The sequence below is a fragment of the Micromonospora sp. NPDC050397 genome, from assembly GCF_044901685.1.
Lineage (GTDB): Bacteria > Actinomycetota > Actinomycetes > Mycobacteriales > Micromonosporaceae > Micromonospora_G.
This window is the reverse complement of record NZ_JBJDPS010000009.1, coordinates 222,984-248,005: the sequence shown is the minus strand read 5'-3', so window position 1 is coordinate 248,005 and position 25,022 is coordinate 222,984. Positions and strand designations below refer to the sequence as shown.

Below are 25,022 nucleotides of genomic sequence, written 5' to 3'. Positions count from 1 at the left end.
CGGCATCGTGCGCGGGGGCGCCGGGCCGCCCCCCGCCCCCCCCCCACGGGGGGGGTGCCCCCCGCGGGGGCGCGGCCCCACCCCCCGCCGGGGCACCGGCTGCGGGCCCGGGGGGGGGCCGCCCCACGTCCGGTGGCTGAGTGACGTCGGTGGCTGAGTGTGGTCGCGGCACGGGTGGCTGCGGCGCCGTGACGGTCGCGGGGAGGTCGAGCGCCGCTACCGGGCCAGGTCCGGGCGCCCCGGGGGGTACGTCAGGGCGTGACGGGCCGGTCCGGTGGGGTCCGGCGCGGTTTGTTGTCCGGGTAGCGGCGCGGCGACCGGTCCCGCAGGACGATGCCCCACTCCCGTTCGACGATCGAGCGGAAGGCCGCGCGTACGGCGGCATCGTCCGACAGGTCGATACTGCACTCCTGCCAAGGTCGGGCCTGCCCGGCGTATGCGAACAACTCGTCCGCCTCGCCCAGGGCGGCCAACGCCCGCCACAGGTAATTGATCCACTTCATTTTTTGACGTCCTCGGTCAGGGTGCCTGGTCGCAGGTGAGCGGCCGACCACGTCTCCACGGCCCGTAGCACCGGCACGACCGAATCGCCGAGGCCGGTGAGCGCGTACTCGACCCGGGGCGAGCACCGCAGGTGGAAGTTGCGCTCGACAAGCCCGACCGCCTCCATCTCGCACAGGCGCTCGGCGAGCATCGCCGGGTCCAACGGGGCCAGCCGTCGGCGCAGGTCCCCGAAGCGCAGGGGACCGTCGCGGTCCAGCAGCCACACGATGTGCGGCGTCCAGCGTGTGAAGATCAGATCGAGGGCCGGCGACAGCGGGGTCGCGGTGGTCAACAGGTCGCTCACCCTTTCCCCGACGTACGCCCACCGTCGGTGTTCAGCCGGGCTCTCGCCGAACCGGGTGAGCTGCGGCACGCTCTGTGTCCGGTGACCTCCGCGAGATTCCTTCGGCCGCCCCCGTACGCGTGCTCCGGCCGGTCATGCGGGTCACGGTCCGCGCCCCGCCTTTGGACTTGCGGGTCCATTTTTTCGGCGCCAGTGTGGTGACCCGGCGGTCCGTTCAGGGCCGGTAGACACAGGGGGAGGATTTCCGTGAACCACTACTACCTGCTCGGCCGGTCCGGGTTGCGGGTGAGCCGGTTGGCGTTGGGCACGATGAACTTCGGTACGGGTGGGTTCCACGCGGCGTACGGCAGAACCGAGGAGGAGGCCGAGCCGATCTTCCGCCGGTATCTGGAAGCGGGCGGCAACTTCGTCGACACGGCCGACTTCTACACCGCCGGGGAGAGCGAGAGCATCCTCGGCCGGTTGGTGGCCCGCGCGGGGGTGCGGGACCGGCTGGTGCTGACGAGCAAGTTCACCAACAGCATCGATCCGAGTGATCCGAACGCCAGTGGGAACGGGCGTAAGCACATCGTGCGGGCTCTGGACGCGTCGCTGCGTCGGCTCGGTACGGACTACCTCGATCTGTACCTGTTGCACACCTGGGATCGGATCACCCCGGTCGAGGAGGTGGTGCACACCCTCGACGACCTGGTCCGGGCGGGCAAGATCCGGTACGCGGGGCTGTCGGATGTGCCGGCGTGGTACGCCGCCCGTGCGCAGACGTACGCCGAGGCGCACACGAGGACGCCGTTGATCACGTTGCAGTTGCCGTACTCGCTGGTGAACCGGGGAATCGAGTCGGAGTTCACCTCGATGGCGCAGTCGTTGGGTATGGGGCTCACCGCGTGGAGCCCGATCGGTGGCGGATTGCTGACCGGCAAGTACCGGCGGACCGAGAACGGCCTCTCCGGCATCGGACGACTCGGCACCTCCGGCGGCTCGGGTCTGCGGATCAAGGAGAACGACTGGAGGGTGATCGACGCGCTCGAAGGCGTGGCGTCCGACCTCGGTCGGAGCATGGCTCAGGTGGCGGTCAACTGGGTGGCCACCCAGCCGGGGGTCGCGTCGGTGGTCATCGGGGCCAGTGGTGCCGAGCAACTCGACAGCAACATGGCCGCGCTCGACTTCGAGATCCCGCAGGAGTTGCGTGCCCGGCTCGACGAGGCCAGCGCCCCGGAGGTGCCGGCCCTGTACTCGATGTTCACCCCGGAATACCAGTCCTGGATCGTCAGCCCCGGCCTCGGCATCGGCGACAAGCCGGCCGGCTACGCGCCCTCCGTGTTCAACGGCGCCACCCGGTCGGACGTCGGCTCCGGCTCGCGGTAAACGGTCATGGGGCGCTGGCGGGGTAGACGCGGGTTTCGGTGGCCTTGACCGCCGCCCAGACGGGTTGTCCGGGTGCGAGCTGGAGTTGGGCGGCGGAGATCGGGGTGACGTCGGCGGCCACCCCGATCGGACCGTCGAGTTGGATCCGTAGGTTGTCGCCGTGGCGCTGGATGCCGGTGATGGTGGCCGACCAGGTGTTGCGGGGGCTGCCCTCGGGGCGGCCGGGATGCAGGGCCACCGCCGAGGGCGGGAAGGCGACGAAGACGTCACCGTCGTGCCGGTCGGCGGTGGCGATGGTGAAGTCGTCACCGACGCGGACGTTCGCCCCGTCCGCGTGGCCCCGGTAGAGGTTGAGCCCGACGAGGCGAGCCACGTAGTCGGTCCGTGGCCGGGCGGTGATGGTGGCGGCGTCGCCCTCCTGCACCACCCGGCCCTCCTCGACGATGACCAGCCGGTCGGCGAGGACCAGGGCGTCCAGCGGGTCGTGGGTGACCAGCAGGGCGGCGCCGCTGTGCTCGCCGAGGTGGCGTTGCAACTCTGCCCGGGTGTCCAACCGGGTACGGGCGTCGAGCGCCGCGAGGGGTTCGTCGAGCAGCAGCAGTGCCGGCCCGACGGCGAGCGCGCGGGCGAGCGCGACCCGTTGGGACTGGCCGCCGGAGAGTTGACGCGGTTTGCGTCGGGCGTACGCGCCCAGCCCCATCCGGTCCAGCCAGCCGGCCGCCTGTTCGCGGGCGGTCCGCCGGTCGACACCGTGGCGCCGGGGACCGAACGCGACGTTGTCCAACGCACTGAGGTGCGGGAAGAGCAGGTAGTCCTGGAAGACGACACCGATCGGGCGGCGTTCGGTCGGCAACCAGGTCCGGTGGTCGGGCCGGTCGAGGTCGACGCCACCGAGGGTGATGTGCCCGGCGGTCAGTGGGGCCAACCCGGCGAGCGTACGCAGCGCGGTGGTCTTGCCGGCACCGTTCGGCCCGAGCAGGGCGACGACCTCGCCGGGCTCGACCCGCAGCCGCAGGTCGAGCCGGAAGGTGCCCCGGTCGACGACGAGGTGGGCGTCGAGCATCGGGTCGGTCGACGTCGCCCGGCCGGTCGCGGGCACCGGGGCGGCGGGGACGGGTCTGGTCATGGGCTGGTGATCCATCGGTCGCGGAGGCTGGCCAGGATCGCGACGGAGACGGTGAGCAGGATGAGGCTGAGTACGATCGCCGACTCCAGGTCGGTCTCCAGGGCGAGGTAGACGGCGAGCGGCATGGTCTGGGTCCGGCCCGGGAAGTTGCCGGCGAAGGTGATGGTGGCACCGAACTCGCCGAGTGCCCGGGCCCAGCAGAGGACCGCCCCGGCGGCGATGCCGGGGGCGACGAGGGGGAGGGTGACGTGGGTGAAGGTGGTCCACCGTCCGGCGCCGAGGGTGGCGGCGGCTTCCTCGTAGCGGGTGTCCGCGCCGCGTAGCGCACCCTCGACGGCGATGATCAGGAACGGCATGGCGACAAACGCCTCGGCGAGCACGACCCCGGTGGTGGTGAACGGCAGGGTGATGCCGAAGGTGGCGTCGAGCCAGCCACCGAGCAGGCCCCGGCGGCCGAAGACCAGCAGGAGCGCCACGCCGCCGACCACCGGCGGCAGTACGAGTGGCACGGTGACGAGTGCGCGTACGACCCGGCGGCCGGGGAACTCGACCCTCGCGAGCAGCCAGGCCAGGGGGACGCCGAACGCGAGGCAGAGCAGCGTGGCGAGGGTGGCGGTCTGCAACGACAGCCACAGCGCGGTGAGTACGCCGGGCTCGGCGAGTCGCTGCGGCAGCGTGCTCCACGGCGTACGGACCAGGAGCCCGATCAGGGGCAGCACCAGGAACAGCAGGCCGAGTGCGGCGGGTACGAGCAGCGCGACCGGCACGCGCTGATGTCGGCGAGGTGGTGGAACGGCCACGGTCGACCGTTCCACCACCTCGGTTCCGTCGTTGCGGGACACGTGCTACGGGGCCTGGAAGCCGGCCTGGGTGAGCACGGACCTGCCGGCGTCGGAGAGCACGTACGCGATGAACGCCTCGGCGCCGGTCCTGTTCGGGGCGCTCTTCAACACCGTGATCGGGTAGTCGTTGATCGCGCCGGCAGACTCGGGGAACTCGATTCCGTCGACGTCGGCGGTGGCGGCCTTCGCGTCGGTGCGGTAGACCAGTGCCGCGTCGACCTCGCCGAGTTTCACCTTGGACAGGGCGCCCTTGACGTCCTGTTCCAGGGTGACCGGGGTGAGTTTCACCCCGGCGGCGTCGAGGGCCTTCTTCGCCGCCGCGCCGCAGGGAACCTGTTCGGCGCAGAGGGCGACCTTGGCGTCGGGTTTGGTGAGGTCGGTGAGTCCGGTGACGCCCTTGGCGTTGCCCTTCGGCACGGCGATGACGAGTTGGTTCTTGACGAAGGTGGTGGGGGTGCCGCCTCCGTTGCCGGCGTCGGTGACGGTCTTCATGTTCGCCGGGGCGGCGGAGGCGAACACGTCGGCCGGGGCGCCCTGGTTGATCTGGGTGGCGAGGGCGGAGCTGCCGGCGAAGCTGAAGGTGACCTTGGCGCCGGGGTTGGCGGCCTCGAAGTCCTTGCCGATGGTGGTGAACGACTCGGTCAGCGACGCGGCCGCGAAGACGGTGATCGTGCCGGTGACGCCGGGGCTGCCGCTGCCAGGTTGTGGGCTGGCGGTGTCGGCGTCGCCGCCGCAACCGGTGAGACCCAGCGCCACCACTGCGGTGAGCGCGGTCAGTACGGTGCGGAACCGTCGTGCTCTCACAAGCTGGTCCTCCCTCTATTCCCGGTGGTCAGGGCGGCCATCTCCACCGTGGCGGTGGTGAATGTCGACGACCGTGACCGCCACCGATCCGAAACAGCGTTGCGTTGGACACCTTAGTGCACCGCAACTGCAAGCGTTAGTGGGCTGATCGGGCCGTATCCTCGGCCCGGTGTTCCCATATCCGGGCCGTATCTGCATGATGGGGTAATGGCTGGTGAACCGGTGTCGCCACTACCGGCGTGGCAGACCCTGACCGACGAGCAGAGCCGGCGGTGGACGGAGGTCCTCGCCCACGTCACCAACGCCCTCCCGGCGGGCGCGGTGACCGTGGTGGTCGACGGGGGCACGGCGCACGCGGCCGTCGTGGCCGACCGGCTCGCCGACGCGTTGCACCGGGGTGGACGGCCGTGTGCCCGGTTGACCGACCGCGCGCCTGTTGTCGACGAGGACAACTGGCGTGCCGACGGGACCGTCGACACGGTCGCCGTCGCCGACGGCCCACGCTGGCGGGCGCGTCCGCCCACCGGCGAGTGGGACGTGGTCGTCTGGCTCCGTACCCCGCCGGTCGGTCCGTCGACGAACGGGGGCCGTGGCCCGGAGTGCGACATCGTCGTCGACCTGCACGACCCGACCTGGCCGGTGATCCGCCACCTCGCCGACCGTCTCGCCCCACAGGAACGCTGGTACCTCAGCGAGTCGCGGGCCTTCTTCGCCACCCGAGCGGCGACCTGGGACACGAAGTTCGGCGACGACCTGCCCGCCTACGCCGCCGCCGTCACCGAGGCCGGTCTCGCCGAGGGCGGTGTTGTCGTCGACATCGGCTGCGGTACGGGTCGAGCGCTACCCGCCCTCCGGGACGCGGTCGGTCCCCACGGTGTTGTCATCGGTCTGGATCTCACGCCGCAGATGCTCACCGCCGCCCACGCCCACGCCGGTCGGGCCGACGCCGACCTGATCCTGGGCGACGCCCGGCACCTGCCGCTCGCCGACGCCTCGGTCGACGCGGTGTTCGCCGCGGGCCTGCTCACCCACCTGCCCGACCCCGAGTCCGGCCTGCGGGAACTCGCCCGGATCACCCGGCCCGGCGGGCGACTCGTGCTCTTCCACCCCTCCGGTCGGGCCGCGCTCGCCGCCCGGCACGGTCGCCCGCTCCGTCCCGACGAGCCCCTGGCCGAAACCCGGCTGCGTGGGACGACCGCGCGGGCCGGTTGGCGGCTGCTCGGCTACGACGACCCACCACACCGGTTCTTCGCCACCGCCGTGCGCCAGCGGGGCTGACCCGCGCCGGGTCACCGGTCACCGGTGTTCCGCTCGGGTGCCGGGCCGGACCGCTCGGTATCCGGCACCCGAGAACCGCCGGGTCAGGCGGCGTTGGCGGCCGGGATCCGGGTGGGGGCGAACCCCTGCTGGATCCAGTTCGGGTACGCCACCGGCAACCGGCTGACCTCGTCGAGTTCGGCGAGATCCTGTGCGGTGAGGGTCAGCTCGCTGGCGGCGATGTTGTCCGTGAGCTGTTCCAGCTTCCGGGCACCGGCGATGACGCTGGTGACGGCGGGCTGGGCGAGCAGCCAGGCGAGCGCCACCCGGGCGGGGCTCACCTCGTGCCGCGCGGCGACGGACCGCAGTACGTCGACGATCCGGAACCCCTTCTCCTCGTCGAACTGGACGAAGTCGTAGCCGTTCTGGGACCGGCGGGAGCCCTGGTCGGTGGTCACGCCGCCGCGGTCGAACTTGCCGGTGAGGAATCCGCCGGCGAGCGGGCTCCACACCGTCAGGCTCAGTCCCGTGTCCTGGGCCATCGGCACCAGGTCGCGCTCGGCGTCGCGCGACACCAGCGAGTAGTGCACCTGGTTGGCGACGAACTTCGCCTGGTCGTGCAGGGCGGAGACGCCCAGCGCCTGGGTGATCTGCCAGGCGGCGAGGTTGGAGGAGCCGATGTAGCGGACCTTGCCCTGACGTACGGCGTCGTCGAGCGCGCTCAGCGTCTCCTCGATCGGCGTCACGTGGTCCCAGTTGTGGATCTGGTACAGGTCGATGTAGTCGGTTCCCAGTCGGCGCAGGCTGTCCTCCACCGACCGCATCACGTGCATCCGGGAGAGCCCCTGGTCGTTGGGTCCCGGACCGACCGGAGCGATCAACTTGGTACCGAGCACCACGTCGCGCCGACGGTTCCCGATCGCCCGGCCGAGCAACTCCTCGCTCTCGCCGTCGGCGTACACGTCGGCGGTGTCGATGAAGTTGATCCCGGCGTCGAGTGCCGTGCCGACAACCCGGTCCACCTCGTCCTGTCCGAGTCCGCCGATGGGGCGGAAAACCGGGTGTTCCTTGCCGCCGAATGTCATCGTGCCCAGGGAGATCTCGGAAACCCACACCCCGGTACGGCCCAAAAGACGGTATTTCACTGGTCGCCCCTTTTGTCACGATTGGTTAGCTCAGAGTGCTGGATGACCCATGTCGCGTGTCTGTCCGGACGCAGTGTCCGGCCGAATCGTCCGGACATGGCGTCCGGAATCCATGCTACATCCTGCCCGGACACGGTGTAGTGTGGTGCTCGGTGGGGGTGCGGCCGGAGAGAACGGCCTGAAATCAGCGGCCCAGCAGCGACAGTAGGATCCCGACATGCCTTCGATCACCCGGCGACGCAGCCCGAATTCCGGGCAACCCGCCTCGTCCGAGGTGGAGATCCTGGCCGCGACCCGACGTCTTCTGATCAACGGCGCGAACTTCACCGAAATCGGTGTGCAGCAGATCTCCACCGAGGCCGGCGTCGCCCGTTCGACCTTCTACAGTCACTTCCGCGACAAGATCGATCTGCTCATGCGGCTTGCCGCGACGATGTTCGACACGTCGTTCCACATCACGTCCGCCTGGCAGCCGGAGGACGGGGTCGAACGCCTCACGGACGCCTTTTTGCAGGTGTTGCGGGCCTACCGGGCCCAGGCTCCGGTCCTGCGGGCGATCCTCGAGGTCGCCAGCTACGACACGAACGTGCGCGACTTCTGGAACCAGGGACTCACCCCCTTCACCGATCGGACGATCGCCGGTCTGCGCGACGAGCAGCAGGCGGGTCGTACCCCCGGCGACCTCGACCCGGTCACCGCCACCCGGGTGATCGTCGTGGGCGGCGAGCGAGCCATCCTCGACCAGATCACCGTCGGGGACCCCGCCGACGACCCCTCGTTCGCCCGCGAGATAGCCCTGATCTGGTGGTACGGCGCCTACCGTCGTCCGTCGGACTGAGCGCCCGTCGGTGCGGAGCGCTCAGTCCACCGCCACCGTCGCGGGTCGTGGGGCGTGGTCGTCCGGGTCGGTCGGGGCGCCGCCACCGGTCCCGCCGGTCGTGACCCGGCCCGACGACGGCGACCCGGCACCCGGTGGTGTCCGCGCACCACGGGTCAGCGTGTAAAGGCCGACCCCGAGTGCCGTCACGACGAGCGCGTTCCGGACCACCAGCAACGCCGTACCCGGCCAGTCGGGATCCGCCGACACCTGCGCGTAGTACCACGGGAACAGTGCGCTGGTCAGGGCGGTCGCGACAATGAGCAGGGCACTCGGGACGCGCTGGGTGGTGTCCCGGCGGCTGAGGCAGACCGCTGCCACGCCGATCAGCCAGAGCATGTACTGCGGGGAGAAGACCCGGCTGGTCACCACCGTCATCAGGACCGTGAGCAGGGCGATGTCGAAGCCGAGAGCGCTGGTCCAGACGACTCGCCGCCCCCTGACCAGCCACCAGACAGCCAGGACGCCCAGGCCGAGCACGGTCAGTACGGGCAGCACGACGGTCGCGGGCCGGACGAACGGATGGTCGACGAACTCCAGCGCGCCGTAGACGTACCGGATCTCGATGGTGTGGTCGTGAAGGCGGGTCAGGACCAGTGGGGTGGCGCCGACCGACTCGATCTGCAGGCCGCGGTCCGACTGGTTGCCGGTGAAGCCGGACCAGGCGTTGCTGAAGGCGAGCGTGAGGGCACCGCCGAGTACGGCGAGTGTCACGGCAAAGCCGCCGAGGACCGGCCGGAGCCCACCGAGTGGTCTGGAGCTGATCAGCAGCAGCGCCGGCCAGACCTTCACCAGCGCGCCGACGCTCATCACCGCGCCGGCGACGATCGGACGCCGGACCGTGGCGGCGAGCGCGACGACGGCGGTCGCGGTGGCGAAGATGTCATACCGGGCGTACGTCAGCAGGTTGAGCAGCGGAACGACGACCGCCCAGGCCCAGGCGCCGAGCAGTAGCCCCTCGCCACGGGCGAGCCGGAGCAGGACGAGCAGGACCAGCAGGTCGGCGAGGAGGGCGAGGGTGAAGAACGTGATCTCGAACGCGCCGGCCGAGTCCCCGGAGATGCGGCGCAGGGACCAGAAGAGCGCGGCGGCTCCCGGCGGGTACTGCCACATCGGGTCGTCGAGCGGAATCCGCCAGTCGAGCAGCGCGTCGCCCCAGCGTTGGTAGAGCGCTACGTCGGCGAAGACGTTCCCGACCGGGGCCTTGATGACATTCGCGTAGATCAGGACGAATACCGCCCGGGTGGCGACCCAGGCCCCGACCGCACCGGTTGTCGCCCAGAATCGGCTCCTGGACCGCGACTGTCCACTCACGAGATCGGTTGTCGACACCCGTTCCACCTATCCGTCAAGGTCAATGTCGGCGGAAGGATTGTAGACCGGCGGCCGGCTCGGTTCTCCCGTTCCGAAACCTGTTTCGCGGCAACGGATTCCGGCTCCCGCCCGTACCCGTCGGTGCGCCGGTGGAACCGCTCGGCGACGTGACGGCGAACGGCCGGGGCGCCGGGGAGATTCGGGCGGAAGGCCGTCCCCGGTGCCCCGGCCGGTGCCGCGCCGGGTGCCGTCGTGCCGGAGGGCTCAGACGCTGACGCGCTCCCGCTGCGGCTCGGCGGCGAGCTGCGCGCGCAGTCCCTCGCCCTCGATGTCGACGTTCGGTAGGAGCTTGTTCAGCCAGGCCGGCAGCCACCAGGCGGCGTGGCCGAGCAGCGAGATGACCGTGGGCACGATTGTCATCCGGACCACGAAGGCGTCGACCGCGACGCCGAGTGCCAGTGCGAAGCCCATGCTCTTGATGACCGGGTCGTGGACCAGGATGAAGCCCGCGAAGACCGACGTCATGATGAGGGCCGCGGCGGTCACCACCCGGGCGCCGTGGCCCATGCCGTTGATGGTCGCCTGGCGCGGGGTGTCCCCGTGTACGTAGTCCTCGCGCATCCGTGAGACCAGGAACACCTCGTAGTCCATGGCAAGCCCGAACAGGATGCCGATGAGCAGGATCGGCAGGAAGCTGACCAGCGGGCCGGGGGTGTCGACGCCGAGCAGACCGGCCAGGTGGCCCTCCTGGAACACGGCGACGGTGATGCCGAAGGTCGCGCCCACGGTGAGCAGGAAGCCCAGTGCCGCCTTGATCGGCACGAGGATCGACCGGAACACCAGCATCAGCAGGAGTACCGAGAGGCCGACGACGAGCAGCAGGTACCAGGGCATGGCGTCGGAGAGTTTCTCGGAGACGTCGATGCCGATGGCGGTCTGACCGGTGAGCGCGATGTCGGCACCGCCGACCGCGCGGGCCTTGGTCCGGACCTCGTGCACCAGCGTCTCGGTGGCCGCGTCGGTGGGGCCGGTGGTGGGAATGACCGCGAGCAGGGCGGTCTTCTGGTCCCGGCTGAGGTTCGGCGGGGCGACCGCGAGCAGGTTCTTCGTGCCTTGCAGCGCGGTGGTGACCTGCTGCGCGGTGGACGCGGTGGCGGCCGGGTCCTCGCTCGACACCACGAGGATCAGACGGCCGTTGAAGCCGGCGCCGAAGCCCTCCTCGGTGAGGTCGGCCGCGTCGCGGGCCGGGGTGCCGACCGGCGCGGCGCTCGCGTCGGGCAGGCCCAGCCGCATGTTGGCCGCCGGCAGCGCGAGCGCGCCGAGGCCGAGGATCGCCACCAGGATCACGGGTACGCGCAGCTTGATGACCAGGCGAGCCCAGCGGAACCCGAAACCCTCGCTGTACGCCACGGCGGTGTTGGTGCCGCGCTGCGCGCGGGGCAGCACCCTGCGGCCGGCGAAGCCGAGCAACGCCGGCAGGAGGGTGATCGCGACGAGGACGGCGACCGCGACGGTGCCGGCGGCGGCGAGCCCCATGGTGGTGAGGAACGGGATTCTGACCACGGTCAGGCCGGCGAGGGCGATGACCACGGTGACACCGGCGAAGACCACGGCGGAACCGGCGGTGCCGACCGCACGCCCGACCGCCTCCTCGGGCTCGTGGCCGTCGAGGAGGTTCTGGCGGTAGCGGGAGCTGATGAACAACGCGTAGTCGATGCCGACCGCCAGGCCCAGCATCAGGGCGAGGACGGGGGCGGTGCTGGTCAGCGACACGACGCCGCTCAGGGCGTAGAGGCCGGCCATGCCGGCACCGACACCGATCAGTGCGGTCAGCATGGTCATGCCGGCGGCGACGAGCGAGCCGAAGGTGACCAGCAGGACCACGAGCGCGACGACGACGCCCAACGCTTCCATGCTGCCGATCTCCGGTTGGGTCGACATCACCTCGCCACCGTGCTCGACGCGCAGCCCGGCGGCCTGCGCGGCGGCGCCACTCTCCTCGTACGCGGTGCGCTGCGCCTCGGTGACGCTGTCGGCCCGTTCGGCGAACTGCACCTGGAGCAGCCCGTACCGCCCGTCGGCCGAGACCGACCTCGCGTCGAACGGGCTGACCGCACCGACCACACCGGACAGTCCCGCCGCCTCGGCGACGAGCCCGTCGACGGCGGCGCGGTAGTCGGAGAGCTGCCGTCCCTCGGGCGCGGCGAGCACGATCGCGCCGGTGGCGCCGGACGCCTCCGGGAACTCGCGGGCGAGGGCGTCGAGCGCGCGTTGCGATTCGGTGCCGGGAATGGAGATCTTGTCGGACGTCTCACCCATGAACGCGGCGGCCGAGCCGCCCAGTGCGGCGAGCACGACGAGCCAGAGCACGACGACGAGCCGGCGGCGTCGGAACGATGCCCGGCCGAGCCGGTAGAGGATGGTTGCCATGTCAACTTTCTTGTCGAGGTCGAACCTGGGATGAAACCGCCCGCTCGGCCACCGTGGTGAGTGCGTCGCGGAGGTCGATGCCGCCGGAGTCGGCGTGTTCGATGACGACGGTGCAGATGCCGCTGAGGACCACCCGAGCGGCGATGTCGTCGACCGGGTCGGGGGAGTGGCCGGCGAAGGCGCGTACCAGGCGTTCGGCCAGGGCGTCGATGCCGGGGAACCGGGGAATCTCGGAGACCTGCAGGCTGTCGTAGACGAGGGTGACCTCTCGGCGGTAGCGCAGCACCAGGTCGACAAAGCCGTTGACGGCGACCAGTCGCGCGTCTTCCCCGTGCAGGACGGCCAGTCGGTCGTCCAACGCCCGCAGCTCCTCGATGGCGGGTTCGACGAGCGCCACGAGCAGGGCGTCCTTGCTGGCGAAGTGGTAGAGCAGGGTTGCCTTGGAGCAGCCGACCGCCACCGCGATGTCGTGCAACGAGGTGCCCTTGAAGCCTCCTCGCGCGAAGAGTCGAGCCGCCTCGGCGAGGATGTCCTCGCGGGTGTGGTTGCGCGTCACCGCGATCACCTCCGTCCACCAGTATGCCTGACCGATCGGTCAGTCCATGATGGGGATGAGTCAGCCGATCCCCACGCCCGTGCCCCCGCCGTGCTGGTTCACGCCGCCCCGGGTCGAGGCTCGCGCCCGCTCGATCTCCGGCGCGTGTGCGACGGCCCATTCGCCCAGGGCCAAAATCAACGGGAGGAGCGAGCGGCCCAGGTCGGTGAGCGCGTACTCGACCCGCTCCGGTGTCCGTCGGCGGCTGACCAACCCGTCGCTCTCCAGCGCGCGCAGCGTACGGGTGAGAATCCGCCTGCTCAGCCCCTGGACGGTGCGGTCGAGTTCGTTGAAGCCGTACGGCCGCTCGTGCAACACGGCGAGCAGCAGCACGCTCCACTTCTCACCGACGCGCCGCAGGACGTCCGTCGCCGTACAGGCCGCACGGTCGGCCTCGGTCACGGGGAGGGGGAGCACCGGTGACATGAAGGTGCCTTCTTTCGCGGCGTGCCGAACGGGATCCACGATGAAGTATGCGCACAGTGGTGATCGCGGGTGGGACACGTGGAATCGGCGGTGCCCTTGCCGGCAGGCTTCGGCGGGCCGGTGACCGGGTCCTCGCGTTGGGCAGTGCCGACGCGGATCTCACGTCGATCCGACAGACCGCCGCCCTGGTGTCCCGGCTACCCGACAAGATCGATGTGTTGGTGCTGGCGGCGGGGCGTTTCGACCGCCGGAGAATCGTCACCGACGAGGGGTTGGAACAGACGTTCGCGATCGGTGTGCTCAGCCGTTACCTGCTCGCCGAACTGCTCCGCCCGGCACTGGACCGCGCCGCCGAGGCGATCGTCCTCAACCTCAGTGGCACCGGCGGGATACCGGCTGGCCACATCCACTGGGACGACCTGCAACTGAGCCGTGGGTACAGCCTGTTCAACGCCACCATGCAGGGCGCGCGGGCCAACGACCTGCTGGGCGTCGGCTTCGCCGCGCACGACCCGCACAGCCGGATCCGGTACGTCCTGTACAACCCGCTGTTCGTCAACAGCGGTATGCACCGTCAGTTCACCCAGCCCACGCGCGCACTCGTCGGGGCGGCAGCCGCCGTCTTCGGCGCCTCGACCGACGCCACGGCCGAGCGTCTGGCCACCCTGCTGGCCCAACCGCCGACCGCACCGCTGACCGCGTTACGCCGAGGCAGGCCGGTGCCGCTGACCCGTCCGGAGTTCGACCACCGCGCGGCAGCCCGGCTCTACTCACGTCTCGCCGAGCTGGCCGCCCCGGACTGAAGGCCGCCCCCACTAAAGTCACCGCCTGCCGAAGCCATCAGCGACGGAAGTCACCGCCGACTGAAGGCCGACGCGCTGATCGTGTCACCGGACCTCGATCGCTTCGGAGCGGCCGTAGTCTCACCGGCATGACAGAAGCGCAGCAGACGTACACCCTTGCCACACCCGGCGTCGACCTGGTCTACGACGTCCGCGGCCCGCTACCGCCGTCCGGCGGGCGCCCCGCGCTGCTCATGATCGGTCAGCCGATGACCGCCGAGGGCTTCGAGGCGCTCGCCGAGCACTTCACGGACCGTACGGTCGTCACCTACGACCCGCGTGGCCTCGGCCGCAGCGTCCGCAAGGACGGCCGGTCCGACCACACGCCGCGGCAACAGGCCGCCGACCTGCATCTCCTGATCGAGGCGCTCGACGCGGGCCCGGTCGACCTGTTCGCCAGCAGCGGGGGTGCGGTGACCGCGCTCGAACTGGTCGCGACCCACCCCGGCGACGTCGTCACGTTGGTGGCGCACGAGCCGCCGATCAACGCCGTGCTCCCCGACGCCGTGGCCGCCGATCGAGCCCGGGCCGCCTTCAACGAGGCGTACGAGGCGAAGGGATTCGGGGCGGGCATGGCCGCGTTCATCGCCATGACCTCCTGGCAGGGCGAGTTCACCGACGCCTACTTCGCCCAGCCCACGCCCGACCCGGCGATGTTCGGCATGCCGAGTGGCGACGACGGCAGCCGTGACGATCCGTTGCTGTCGAAGAACTCGTGGGCGGTCACCGACTACCGCCCCGACGCCGGAGTGCTCACCTCGGCACCGACCCGGATCGTGATCGGGGTCGGCGAGGAGTCGACGGGGACCTACACCGCGCGTAGCGCCGTGGGCCTCGCGGCGCTGCTCGGTCGGGAACCGGTGGTGTTCCCGAGCCACCACGGCGGTTTCCTCGGTGGCCAGTTCGGTTACGCGGGCAAGCCCGAGGAGTTCGCGGTACGTCTGCGCGAGGTCCTGGACCCGGATCGCGACCCCGAGTGAGGCGGGTCATGCCCTGCTCGACCGCCTGAACACCGAGGGCGCCGATGTGCCATTCGAACTGGGCGACGGGCTCCGTCGCGAGCCCGATTCGTCCGGCACGCGGGCGCCGTACAGCCCCGTGTTGGACATTCATTGCCTGGTCAGAGGTGATTCATCTGGGATTTGGTCAAGATCACTAGCGTCGACTCGATCCCCGCGTCGAGCGGGGCATGGCGCGGGCCTTGTCGGCCGCCGTCTAGTGAGTCGAGGATCCCAGTGAGATCGAAGGTCTTAACCGTCAGGCGTGTCACGCCGCTGGTGGGCGTGCTCGCCGCAGCGGTCACGCTGATGGCGTCCCCGGCGGCCGCGCAGGCCCACCCGGGTCAGCCGGACGCACCCGTTACCGGCGGGATTCCGCTGGTCAACACGAACGAGAAGATCGGTCCGGGCATCGGACTGCAGCACGTCAAGGCGCTCGACCAGAACGGTTGGTACGACAGCCAGGTGCTGACCGTGGACCTGTCGAACAAGGCGGTCAGCACGGACCTGCTGACCTCGGGCCCGGTCGCGTCGGGTGGCCCGCTCAGCGTCGCGGCCAACAAGGCTGGCGCCGTGGCCGGCGTCAACGGCGAGTTCTTCGACATCGGCAACAGCAACGCCGCGCTCGGCGGCGAGATCCAGAACGGCCAGCTGCTGAAGACGGCGGACATCGGCGGCCGGCAGCACGTCGGAGTGAGCCGGGACGGCATCGCCCAGCTCGTCGACCTCGCGGTCGCGTCGAAGGCGAACTTCGCCGGTACGGACCACAAGGTCCTTTCGCTCAATGCCGCCAACGGCGCCGGCGTACCCGCCGACGGCCTGATCGCCTTCACCCCGGCCTGGGGAACCTACAGCCGCAACCGAGGGCTCAGCGGCGTGGACGCCAGCCTGATCGCCGAGGTTCTGGTCACCGCTGGCAAGGTCGTCTCCGTCGCGCCGACCGGGCCGGCGGGCTCGGGCGCGATTCCGGACGACAGCTTCGTGCTCGTCGGTCGCGACGCCGCCGCGACCGCGCTGCGCGCGCTGCGGCCGGGCGACCCGGTGACGCTGGCGTACGAGCTTTCGGACAACGCGGCCAAGACGATGAAGTTCGCGCTCGGTAACGGTGGGACCATCGTCTCCGGCGGCAAGGTCGTTCCCGGCCTGGACACCTCGATCGCACCGCGTACGGCGCTCGGCTTCAAGGACGGCGGACGCACTCTCGTACTGGCCACCTGGGATGGTCCGGGCGGCACCGGCAAGGGCGGCGTCGGCATCGACAAGGAGGCCCGCGACCTCGCCGCCATGGGTGTGCAGACGGCGGTCAACCTGGACGGCGGTGGCTCCACCACGATGGTCGCCCGCGCGCTGGGTGTGACCGACGCGACCGTACGCAACGTTCCGTCCGACGGGCAGGAGCGCAACGACCCGAACGGCGTCGGTGTGTTCGTCGCACCCGGTGACGGCAAGCTCCACCAGTTGCTGGTCAAGCCGGCCGCGAACGGCGCCTCCGGCGACGGTGCCGTGAAGGTCTTCCCGGGCCTGCGCCGTCCCCTGGTCGCCCAGGGTGTCGACAACCACGAGACGCCCGTCGCGGTGGACCCGAAGTCGGTCGGCTGGCGTGCCGTCGGCGCGACCGTGAAGTCCGGCGTGTTGCAGGCCCCGTCCCGCGCGTCCGGACCGATCTCGGTCAGCGCCACCGTCGGCCGCACGGTCGCTTCGACAAAGGTCGACGTGCTCGGCAAGCTCGACAACGTGGAGCTCTCCACCGGTCGCCTCTCCATCGCCGACGTGACGCCCGACGCCGCGGCCACGGTCGGCGTCAGCGGCCGGGACGACCAGGGCTACACCGCTCCGGTCGATCCGGCCGACCTCACGCTCGACTACGACCACAGCGTCGTCGACGTCCGGCCGGCCGCGGGCAAGTTGAAGATCACGCCGCTGAAGGCCGCCGGCACGATCCTGACCATCTCCGTCGCCGGCAGGTCGGCGCAGTTGCCGATCACGGTCGGCGTGCAGAACGTGACCGTGTACGACTTCGACGACGACGTGCTCGCCCGGTGGCGTAACAACAGCACCGCGGCGACCACGTTCTCCAAGGACGCGGACGGTCTGAAGATCGACTTCGCCGCTATGCGCAACGTTGGCATCGCCGCGACCTCCGTGGCCAACCGGGTGACGCTGCCGGGACAGCCGCTGCGCGTACGGATGCGGATCAAGTCGAGCATCGCGGTGCCGAGCGGGCTCACCTACCTGGGCTACACCGACGCCAACGGCAAGGGCACGGGCGTCTACGGCACCGCCCTGGTGGCCAGCGACGACTGGCAGTACGCCACGTTCACGTTCCCCGCCAACACCGTGTTCCCGATCTCGGTGTCGAGCTTCCAGGGGATCAACACCAGCGTGCCCCAGCAGCGCGCGGGTACGTTCGTGCTCGACCGCGTCGAGGCGGACGTGCCGACGTCGGCAGACCTCCCGGCGCAGCCGGATCTGCTGCCGGACCGACTGGTGTCGCCGGACGGCTCGCTGCCGCGCGGCGCCGGCACCTGGACCTTCGCCACGCTGTCGGACGTCCAGTTCACCGCGGACAACCCGGGTCTGTCCGAGGTCGCGCGGACCGCCCTGCGGCGGATCCGTCAGACCAAGCCGGACCTGGTGATCCTCAACGGTGACATCACCGACCGGGGTCTGCCGCAGGATCTCGCGCTGGCCCGGCAGGTGCTGACCGACGGCGGGTGTGACCTGATCCCGGTCGGCCAGGAGCCGGCCGAGCAGAGCACGCCCGACCCGCGTACCGGCAAGGTGCCCTGTTACTACGTGCCGGGAAACCACGAGTCCTACGGGCTCAACAACACCCAGTCGGACCTGACGGCGTTCAAGGCCGAGTTCGGGCAGCCGTACCGGACGTTCGACCACAAGGGCACCCGGTTCATCCTGCTGGCCAGTTCCCTGGGCACGCTGCGGGGCACGGCCTGGGAGCAGTTGCCGATGATGAAGAAGGCGCTCGACGACGCCAAGCGCGACCCGTCGGTGCGCAACGTCGTGGTGACCGCCCACCACCCGGTGGACGATCCGGCCGAGACGAAGTCCAGCCAACTCGGTGACCGCGACGAGGTCGCCCTCGTCGAGAAGCTGCTCACGGATTTCCGCGACGAGACCGGCAAGGGCGCGGCCATGTTCGGCTCCCACGCCCAGATCGCCAACGTCCACCGGGTCGAAGGCGTTCCGTACGTGGTGCTGCCGTCGTCGGGCAAGGACCCGTACGGCACGCCGGACCGGGGTGGCTTCACCGGCTGGGTGAACTGGTCGGTGGACAGCCGCAGCCCCGCGAACCAGCAGTGGCTGGAGGCGGACGTGCGGCCGTTCGCGCAGTCGATCACGCTGAACGCGCCGGAGACGCTCGACGTGAGCAAGACGGCGCAGCTCAGCGGCAGCATCGTACAGCCGTCGGGGGTGTCCACCGGCTCGCGCGTCGTGCCGCTGCGGTACCCGATGTCCGTGCACTGGACCGGGTCGCCGAGCCTGGCGATCGGCAGCGGCGAGGCCGCCGTCGCCGATGCCCGCCGGGCCGGCAAGGTCGCGATCCTCGACCCGGTGACGCGGACGCTGACCGCGTTGCGTCGGGGCTCGGTGACCATCTCGGTGACAAACGACTCGATGCGGCAGTACGTCGACGACGCCTCGCTGGAACCAATCACCACCTCGAAGACCATCCAGGTCGGACCGCCCGCACCCGCCGGGCCGAAGTTCTCCGCCGAGACCCCGGTGTTCACCACGCAACCGGTCGGCACCTTCGGTCAGGTACGCACCGTCACCGTCACCAACACCGGCGACCAGACGTTGCGGGTCTCCTCGACCGATGTCGAGGGCACCGGCTCGGACCCGCGCGGCATGACCGGTGCCGACCGTGACCGGGACGTGTTCCGGGTCGAGCGTGACCAGTGCTCGGGTCGCTCGATCGCACCGGGCCACACCTGTACGGTGTCGGTGCGCTTCACCCCGACCCGGCCGGACGTGACCTCGACGGCGTCGCTGGTCTTCCGTACCAACACGGTCGAGCGCCGTGACTCGGTGGCGCTGAGCGGAACGAGCACCAGGTTCCACTGGTGGACCCTGGACGGGGACGGCCCGGCCTCGTACCTGGTCCCGGCCGGTCTGCCCGGAACCGAGTAGCTCCGGACGCGGGCGGCGACCCGCCCGCGAGCATCAACAGCGGGGTCGGGACCGGGCGTCAGGCGCCCGGTCCCGACCCCGGTCACGTCTGGCCGTGACGGACCCGCCGGGTCAGTGTCGCAGGGTGCGACTCGGCGACTGGCCGTAGATTTCGCGGTAGGCGGTGGCGAACCGGCCCGGGTGGGCGAACCCCCAGCTACGGGCGATCGAGGCGACGGTGTGGCCGTGGGTGGGATCGGTGGCCTGTAGTTGCCGGTGCGCGCGTTCGAGCCGTACCCGACGCAGGTAGTCCATCGGGCTCGTGCCGTGCTGGCGCGCGAAGGCGTGTTGGAGGGCGCGTGCTCCGACCCCGGCGGCGTCCGCGATGTCGGTGAGGGTGATCGGCTCGGCGGCGTGCGCGTCGATGTACGCGGCCGCCCGGCTCAGCGCCGCCGGCATGACCCGGTGGGGTACGGCCGTCTGGTCAGACGTCATGGTGACGTTGGGAAACGTGTTCAGCGCGGCGGTGACGAGCAGGGACGTCGCCCTTGCCTGGAGCAGCGGGTTGGCCAGGGCGGAGTCGGGGGCGACGAGTTGCCGGTGGACGTAACCGACCGTGGCCCACCAGTACCTGCACATCGCCGGGGAGATCGGCGTCATCGCGTCGAAGTGGAAGTCGCCCGCCCCGACGTCGACCTGAGTCGCGGCGGCCTGGGTCAGCACCTCCAGCGGCAGGGTCAGGACGTACATGTCCAGCATGTTCCAGTCGACGGCTATCGACCTACCGACGGGGTAGATGGCGCTGCCACCCGGGGCCAGCCGTACCTCCTCGCCGCCGGCGGAGATCTCGGTGAAGCCTCTCCGGGGAAACAGGAAGATGTGCTGCTCGGGTGGGTCGGTCGCGCAGGAGGTGCCCATCGAGTGGCGCAGGTGGTCGATGCTCATCGCACCGGCGGAGGCCCGCGCCGTGCGGCAGCTGAAGTCCTCGGTGCTCCCCCTCGTCCTCGCCCGATGGCCGACGTAGGTGGTTTGCAGGAACTCGTGCGCCGCCTCCGGGTTCGAGGTGACGAACTCGGACCGGGCTATCGGCGAGGTCGAGCTGTCGACGGTCATGCGGTGCCTCCGTCATTGCCGCAGGGTGACGTGCGGGAATTTTCCGGGTCGCGTTGGCGACGGCGAGTGGGCTGGCCGCGACCTCGGGGTTCGGTAGGAGATCGTTGGCAACGCGGTCCACGGTGTCCGTCCAGAGCCGGGCGGCGGCCGGGGAGACGGGGTCGAGGTCATTGAGCCGTACGGGGGCCGTGACCGGATCCTGCCCGAGGGCCTCGGCCAGTGCCCGGTTGTCGATCTGGACGATCTGCATCCGGATGCTGTCCCAACGCACCGTGAACGGCTCGCCGGGTCGCGTCATCACGAAGACGTTCCCGGGTCCGGCGTCAACCGACTGGCCGAAGGTGTCCCGTTCGAATCGGCCGTCGAGCACCCGACCGACGAGGAACTGTTCGGAGGGCTCGTCGACGCACTCCACGGACATCGAATGCGTGGCCGAGGCTACGAAGAAGCGATCGGCGGAGCGGCAGCCGTGTCTGAAGTGGAAGTTCTCCGGCCTGTCGCGCAGTCGCACGGTGTTGTCCACGCACTGGGCGCGCAGGGAGGCGTGTGCCTTTTCGGGATCGTCGCTGGTGAACACGGACTCCACCGCGAGGGGCAAATCAGGGGGCGTTGGGAGCGGCATGATGTCCACGCTTTCGGATGCGCCGGTATCCAATACTATCAGCATTTGTCCGCATCGTGGCGATCCACCGCCGGGGTGCCGGGGGAGTGCCGCGACGCGGCCGAGCGGCCCGCCCGGCGTGACCCGGACGTACGCGACGCGTCGGTCCACTCGCCACGGCGTACGGTATTTCAGTTGGCAGAAATCGCGTGGTAGTGTCCGAATCGGCTGCGGGTTTTGCCGTGAATCTCTTTCGTGGGTCATACAGTCGGCCCCGAGTCGTTCTCTGCTGGTGACAGGACGAACGATGCTTCCTGACAGCGCTCCGGCTTCTGCTGTCCGGTCCGACTCCATTACCCCGGATCCGGAAGCCGTGCATCATTTTTTTTCGCGACGTGCACGCCTCTCGTCAACCCAGGACGCATGATCGCCGAACGGGGTTCGCGTTCGCCGCCGTTCGTGTGCCGAGGCCCGGCCTGGTTCCGCCGGCGGCGTTGCGGCGGGCCGTGGCCTTCATCCAGGCGCACGTCAACGAACCGATCAGCCTGTCCGAGATCGCCGCTGCCGCTGGTGTGGGGGCGCGTGCGTTGCAGTACACCTTCGGTCGGTACTACGACACGACACCGACCGGCTATCTGCGGCAGGTGCGACTCGAGCGGGCACACCGTGAGTTGCAGGCGGCGGACGCCTCGGCCGGGCTGACGGTTGCCCTGGTCGCCCGTCGGTGGGGCTTCAGCAGGCTGGGGGACTTCTCCGTCGCCTACCGCAAGGTCTACGGTCGTCTCCCCGGTCACACGCTCCGTTCCTGACCCCACGTCGCCAACAGGTGTGACCCCGATGTCGCTCCCGCCCGGTGGGCCCTTCCTCGGTGACCAGATCGAATTCGCGACCTGTGATCCGGAGCGGGCCCACGACTTCCTACTGGCCTATTACCCGGACAGTCGCATAAGCGTCCGGGGCTCGCCGGACGGCTTCCGTTTCCATGTCGCACAACGGAATGCCGGCCAATTCACCGTCGCCACCCTCTGCCACAACATGCGGGTACAGGCCGATCTCCAGCCGCTCGGGCAGATTTTTGTCGGCCGGGTACTGGCCGGGCGGTTCGAGCGTGAGGTCGGCCGCGAAGTCGTCCGGGCGACTCCCGGGGACGTCTTCCTCATGTCACGGCCAGACGAGCCGTTCGTCGCGCGTTGGGACGTCATCGAATTGCAGGTCTACCGGATCGATGTCGCCGCGCTGCATCGGCTCGCCGCAAGCTCCGAGGACGCACCGCCCCTCCGCTGGGCGGGCCTCGAACCGGTGTCGCCGGCTGCGGCGGCGTACTGGGCCCGGACAGCCGACTACGTCGCGTACGACCTGCTCGCTCGGCCCGAGGCGGCGGCCAGTCCGCTGCTCGTCGGCAACGCGACCATTCTGCTCGGCGCCGCGCTGCTCAGCACGTTCCCCGTCGAGGGCCGTACGGCGAACCGAAGGTTCGACCGTACCGATGTGGGGCCTCGGGCGCTGCGGCGCGCGATCGAGTTCATCGAGGCGAGCGCGGACGGCGACGTCGCCGTCGCTGACATCGCCGCTGCCGCTCGGGTGAGCGTTCGCGCCGTTCAGCGCGCCTTCCGGATCCATCTCGAAACAACCCCGAACGCCTACCTACGCGACATCCGCCTTCATCGTGCCCACGGTGATCTCGTGAACGGGGATCCGACCCGCGGCGACACCGTCGGCCTGATCGCCGCCCGGTGGGGATTCCGCCACCCGGGTAGGTTCTCCGTCGCCTACCGGCGTGCCTACGGACGGTCTCCGCGTACCACGCTGCACGGATGAGTCTCGGAGGTGGTGCCGCCGCCGGCACGGCTCATCGTGGGAGCTTCCTGGTACCGACGATCTGGTTGGCGATCACCTGGAGCTTCGTGTTCGACGTCTGGGAGAGCCGGACCAGCAGGTCGAAGGCCATGGTCGGGGTCAGTTGGTATCGCTCCATCATGATCCCGCAGGCCTGGCCGATCACCGTCCGGGTGTCCAGACTGGTCTCCAGATTCGTCTTCGTCCGCACGTGCGCGATCGCGACGGTGGCGTGGGTCGCGAGGACCAGGGCGTTGATGCTCGCCTGGGCGTCGTATGCCTGGCGGTGGGTGGCGTACAGGTTCAGCGACCCGAAGCTCCTGCCAGCCGCGTACAACCTCAGGCTGAGCACGCTGCGCACCCCAGTGCCCTGGGCGGCCTCCGGGCCCCACCGGGGCCACCGGTGGTCGCTGGAAAGATCATTCGAGAGCACCGCGTCGTGCTTGAACGCGTCCAGGCAGGGACCCTCGTTGAGGTCGTACTGTAAGTGATCGGCGCGGGTGGCGATGTCGTCACCGGCAGCGGTGATCGCCTGCTTCCGCCTGGACATGGTGATGCTCGAATGGTCGCAGCCGGTGACGAGGGTGGGCGCCATGGCAACGACCACCTCGAGAGTAGTTTCCAGGTCGGGCCGCTCCAGCAGTTGGCGAGCCATCGTCGCCAGACCAATGAGCAGGGGCTCGCCTGTCGCGCTCGTCGGATCCCTCATGTGCGTATCCATTTGACCTTGCCTGGGCCGTCCGCCGCCCGAGCGCGCCCCGCGCGTCCCGGTGGGCGGATCTGGCCGGCGACCAGGCCCGGCGGTGTGGGCGCACCGCCGTGCCTCTGGCTGCTCAATCGACGAATTGGATGTTGACAGTGCCGGTGCTGCTCCTACCGTTCTCGGTGAGGCGGTAGGTGAACAGGTCGGTGGGACCGTGTTGCTTGCTCGGCGTGTAGAGGATGGTGCGGTCGGATCGCACCGTGGCGGTACCTTGGCTGGGCTTACGGTGGATCGCGATCGTGGCGTCCGGCCCCGCGCGGTCGTTGTCCCGTACCGGGATGATCGTGCGGGTCGCGTCTTGTATGGTCACGTCGTCGGTAACCGCGAGGAACGTCGATTCGAAGATCCTGTTGGTTCCGTTGTAGAACGTGGTGACCGCGCCGTCGGAGTCGGTCGTCCGGATGTCGATGAGATCGTCCCCGTTGGCGTAGAGCACGATCGTGCTCCAGCTCACTGCGGCGCCACCGTCCTGCTGGAGCACCTGGGTGCTTCCGTTACCGTTCAGGATGGTCACCCCGCTGGCGAGTTCACAGTCGTCGAGGTAGGTCGAGACGATCGCCGCGTCCGGGGTGCGGTGCAGGCCACGGACGATGAGGTTCGCCGCACCGAGGAAGCACATCTCGTGACCGGCGACGAGGGTGTTGTCTCCGGTGTTGATGAAGGTGCTCACGCCTTCGCCGCTGTCGGTCTGCTCGTAGACGTCCTCCCGGCCGTCGCCGTTGAAATCGGCGGTGCCCATGAAGGACGGGCTGAACTGGCCCGCCAGCCGGTTGACCACGACGAACCGGTCCAGCACCAGCATCGTGTCCTCGATGTCCCCGGGGGGTCCGGAGAACCACGCCACCACGAATTCCTCGGCCGGATCGACGTCGAGGTTGACCGCGACGCCGAGGTCCGGGCAGTTCGCGGGAAGCTCGCTGACGGTGAGGTACGGGTAGGAGGTGGGCAGCTCGAACTGGCCGCCGGGAATGCCGAGTTGCACCGTGACGGTGCACCTGTTGCGGTTCGCCAAGCCGAGGACGGTCCGGTCCTCAATCCCGTCGCCGTTGACGTCGCCCAGGATGACGTCGTTCCGTCCGCCGGCCTGAGCCACAGGTGGAGGGATGAGTGCGAGCATCGCGACCGCCGCGACACTGAAGGTGATCTTGCGTAACATGGGTACCTCCGCGGAACCCCTGAGCACCCGTGAGAGGGGCTGCCTGATCAAGCCGGGATCGACCGTGGGTCGGCCGCCCTTGTGGCGATGGCCTTCGCGGTGATCAGGACGCGGATGCGGACAACGCGCGGCTGGGTCACCGGAGCGGGACCAACGACTACCTTGGTTGGTCGCCGGCCGGCTGCTTGACCAGCTTCAATCACCCGTGCCTAGAATGGCTCGGGTGTCACAGCGGGAGGGGTCGAGAGATTTCGGACCCGACGGTTGACCGTCCGTCCCGGATAGTGTCGGGCCGACCGATGCCACCGTTCGTGCGGGCAGCCGGCATTGCCGAGCCGTGCGCGGTGACGTCTTTTGTGTGCCGTCCGAGCGGATCCGGAATAGCGGCGGAGGCCGCTTTGAGGGGCGGGACCAGCGCCGCGGCCGACGGATGATGTCGACCCACCTTCGGGGGTGTTGTCATCGTCGTCCTCCCCGTAACATCCCTGCATGACGGCCTAACCATACGGTGTCGGCTCCGATGGGTTACCGCAGCCGAATGTCGAGGATCGACC

At 69.9% G+C, this 25,022-nt stretch carries 21 protein-coding genes; 8 read left to right on the top strand and 13 right to left on the bottom strand.

Features of this window, described 5'->3' with window-relative positions:
* Positions 1-251: 251 nt before the first annotated feature.
* Both ACI2K4_RS26190 and ACI2K4_RS26185 read right to left on the bottom strand, forming a co-directional pair.
* Entirely contained in the window at positions 252-503 is a 252-nt protein-coding gene (locus ACI2K4_RS26190; RefSeq protein WP_404515026.1) for a hypothetical protein, read from the bottom strand.
* Positions 500-847, bottom strand: a complete 348-nt coding sequence (locus ACI2K4_RS26185; RefSeq protein ID WP_404515024.1) for a winged helix-turn-helix transcriptional regulator — start codon at positions 845-847, stop codon at positions 500-502. Before ACI2K4_RS26185 ends, ACI2K4_RS26190 begins: the two co-directional genes overlap by 4 nt.
* Positions 848-1,093: 246 nt before the next feature.
* Between ACI2K4_RS26185 and ACI2K4_RS26180 the strand changes: the two genes are divergently transcribed.
* Complete coding sequence (locus ACI2K4_RS26180) at positions 1,094-2,212, top strand: aldo/keto reductase (RefSeq protein ID WP_404515022.1); 1,119 nt, start codon at positions 1,094-1,096, stop codon at positions 2,210-2,212.
* Between the two features lie 4 nt (positions 2,213-2,216).
* On the opposite strand, the gene ACI2K4_RS26175 is transcribed toward ACI2K4_RS26180, so the two are convergent.
* The 3 genes from ACI2K4_RS26175 to modA are packed head-to-tail and all read right to left on the bottom strand — an operon-like array spanning position 2,217 to position 4,984.
* Positions 2,217-3,275: an ABC transporter ATP-binding protein gene (locus ACI2K4_RS26175; RefSeq protein ID WP_404515036.1), complete on the bottom strand. Its 1,059-nt coding sequence runs from the start codon at positions 3,273-3,275 to the stop codon at positions 2,217-2,219.
* 59 nt (positions 3,276-3,334) lie between these two features.
* Positions 3,335-4,156, bottom strand: coding sequence for an ABC transporter permease (locus ACI2K4_RS26170; RefSeq protein ID WP_404515034.1), 822 nt, complete (start codon positions 4,154-4,156; stop codon positions 3,335-3,337).
* A gap of 27 nt (positions 4,157-4,183) precedes the next feature.
* The gene (modA, locus tag ACI2K4_RS26165) at positions 4,184-4,984 is read right to left on the bottom strand and encodes a molybdate ABC transporter substrate-binding protein (protein WP_404515020.1); all 801 of its coding nucleotides are present in this window, start codon (positions 4,982-4,984) and stop codon (positions 4,184-4,186) included.
* Positions 4,985-5,191: 207 nt separating this feature from the next.
* Here modA and ACI2K4_RS26160 point away from each other — a divergent pair, with 207 nt between their 5' ends.
* On the top strand, positions 5,192-6,262 hold the full coding sequence (locus tag ACI2K4_RS26160) for a class I SAM-dependent methyltransferase (protein WP_404515018.1): 1,071 nt from the start codon (positions 5,192-5,194) through the stop codon (positions 6,260-6,262).
* A gap of 83 nt (positions 6,263-6,345) precedes the next feature.
* Here ACI2K4_RS26160 and ACI2K4_RS26155 read toward each other — a convergent pair whose 3' ends face one another.
* Entirely contained in the window at positions 6,346-7,386 is a 1,041-nt protein-coding gene (locus ACI2K4_RS26155; protein ID WP_404515016.1) for an aldo/keto reductase, read from the bottom strand.
* A 217-nt stretch (positions 7,387-7,603) separates the two neighbouring features.
* Here ACI2K4_RS26155 and ACI2K4_RS26150 point away from each other — a divergent pair, with 217 nt between their 5' ends.
* Positions 7,604-8,224 (top strand): TetR/AcrR family transcriptional regulator, encoded by a 621-nt coding sequence (locus ACI2K4_RS26150; protein WP_404515014.1) that lies wholly within the window; start codon positions 7,604-7,606, stop codon positions 8,222-8,224.
* A 21-nt stretch (positions 8,225-8,245) separates the two neighbouring features.
* Here the strand turns inward: ACI2K4_RS26150 and ACI2K4_RS26145 are convergent, their stop codons facing one another.
* From ACI2K4_RS26145 to ACI2K4_RS26130, 4 genes are all read right to left on the bottom strand, one after another.
* Entirely contained in the window at positions 8,246-9,595 is a 1,350-nt protein-coding gene (locus ACI2K4_RS26145; protein WP_404515012.1) for a glycosyltransferase 87 family protein, read from the bottom strand.
* Between the two features lie 246 nt (positions 9,596-9,841).
* Positions 9,842-12,007: an MMPL family transporter gene (locus ACI2K4_RS26140; protein WP_404515010.1), complete on the bottom strand. Its 2,166-nt coding sequence runs from the start codon at positions 12,005-12,007 to the stop codon at positions 9,842-9,844.
* A 1-nt stretch (position 12,008) separates the two neighbouring features.
* Positions 12,009-12,563 carry a TetR/AcrR family transcriptional regulator gene (locus ACI2K4_RS26135; protein ID WP_404515008.1) on the bottom strand — a complete coding sequence of 185 codons (555 nt, stop codon included), beginning with the start codon at positions 12,561-12,563 and terminating at the stop codon, positions 12,009-12,011.
* Positions 12,564-12,623: 60 nt separating this feature from the next.
* Positions 12,624-13,028, bottom strand: coding sequence for a winged helix-turn-helix transcriptional regulator (locus tag ACI2K4_RS26130; RefSeq protein WP_404515006.1), 405 nt, complete (start codon positions 13,026-13,028; stop codon positions 12,624-12,626).
* A gap of 47 nt (positions 13,029-13,075) precedes the next feature.
* On the opposite strand from ACI2K4_RS26130, the gene ACI2K4_RS26125 reads away from it, so the two are divergent.
* The 3 genes from ACI2K4_RS26125 to ACI2K4_RS26115 all read left to right on the top strand — a co-directional run bounded on the left by ACI2K4_RS26125 (position 13,076) and on the right by ACI2K4_RS26115 (position 19,020).
* Positions 13,076-13,831, top strand: coding sequence for a hypothetical protein (locus ACI2K4_RS26125; RefSeq protein ID WP_404515004.1), 756 nt, complete (start codon positions 13,076-13,078; stop codon positions 13,829-13,831).
* A 128-nt stretch (positions 13,832-13,959) separates the two neighbouring features.
* The gene (locus ACI2K4_RS26120; RefSeq protein WP_404515002.1) at positions 13,960-14,850 is read left to right on the top strand and encodes an alpha/beta fold hydrolase; all 891 of its coding nucleotides are present in this window, start codon (positions 13,960-13,962) and stop codon (positions 14,848-14,850) included.
* Between the two features lie 303 nt (positions 14,851-15,153).
* Positions 15,154-19,020, top strand: coding sequence for a phosphodiester glycosidase family protein (locus tag ACI2K4_RS26115; protein WP_404515000.1), 3,867 nt, complete (start codon positions 15,154-15,156; stop codon positions 19,018-19,020).
* A gap of 111 nt (positions 19,021-19,131) precedes the next feature.
* On the opposite strand, the gene ACI2K4_RS26110 is transcribed toward ACI2K4_RS26115, so the two are convergent.
* Entirely contained in the window at positions 19,132-20,112 is a 981-nt protein-coding gene (locus ACI2K4_RS26110) for an AraC family transcriptional regulator (protein ID WP_404514998.1), read from the bottom strand.
* Between the two features lie 1,062 nt (positions 20,113-21,174).
* Between ACI2K4_RS26110 and ACI2K4_RS26105 the strand changes: the two genes are divergently transcribed.
* Positions 21,175-21,522: a helix-turn-helix domain-containing protein gene (locus ACI2K4_RS26105; RefSeq protein ID WP_404514996.1), complete on the top strand. Its 348-nt coding sequence runs from the start codon at positions 21,175-21,177 to the stop codon at positions 21,520-21,522.
* A gap of 28 nt (positions 21,523-21,550) precedes the next feature.
* Positions 21,551-22,531, top strand: coding sequence for a helix-turn-helix transcriptional regulator (locus ACI2K4_RS26100; protein WP_404514994.1), 981 nt, complete (start codon positions 21,551-21,553; stop codon positions 22,529-22,531).
* Positions 22,532-22,562: 31 nt separating this feature from the next.
* On the opposite strand, the gene ACI2K4_RS26095 is transcribed toward ACI2K4_RS26100, so the two are convergent.
* Positions 22,563-23,258, bottom strand: a complete 696-nt coding sequence (locus ACI2K4_RS26095; RefSeq protein WP_404514992.1) for a GAF and ANTAR domain-containing protein — start codon at positions 23,256-23,258, stop codon at positions 22,563-22,565.
* A gap of 124 nt (positions 23,259-23,382) precedes the next feature.
* Positions 23,383-24,468 carry an Ig-like domain-containing protein gene (locus ACI2K4_RS26090; protein ID WP_404514990.1) on the bottom strand — a complete coding sequence of 362 codons (1,086 nt, stop codon included), beginning with the start codon at positions 24,466-24,468 and terminating at the stop codon, positions 23,383-23,385.
* Positions 24,469-25,022 lie beyond the last annotated feature (554 nt).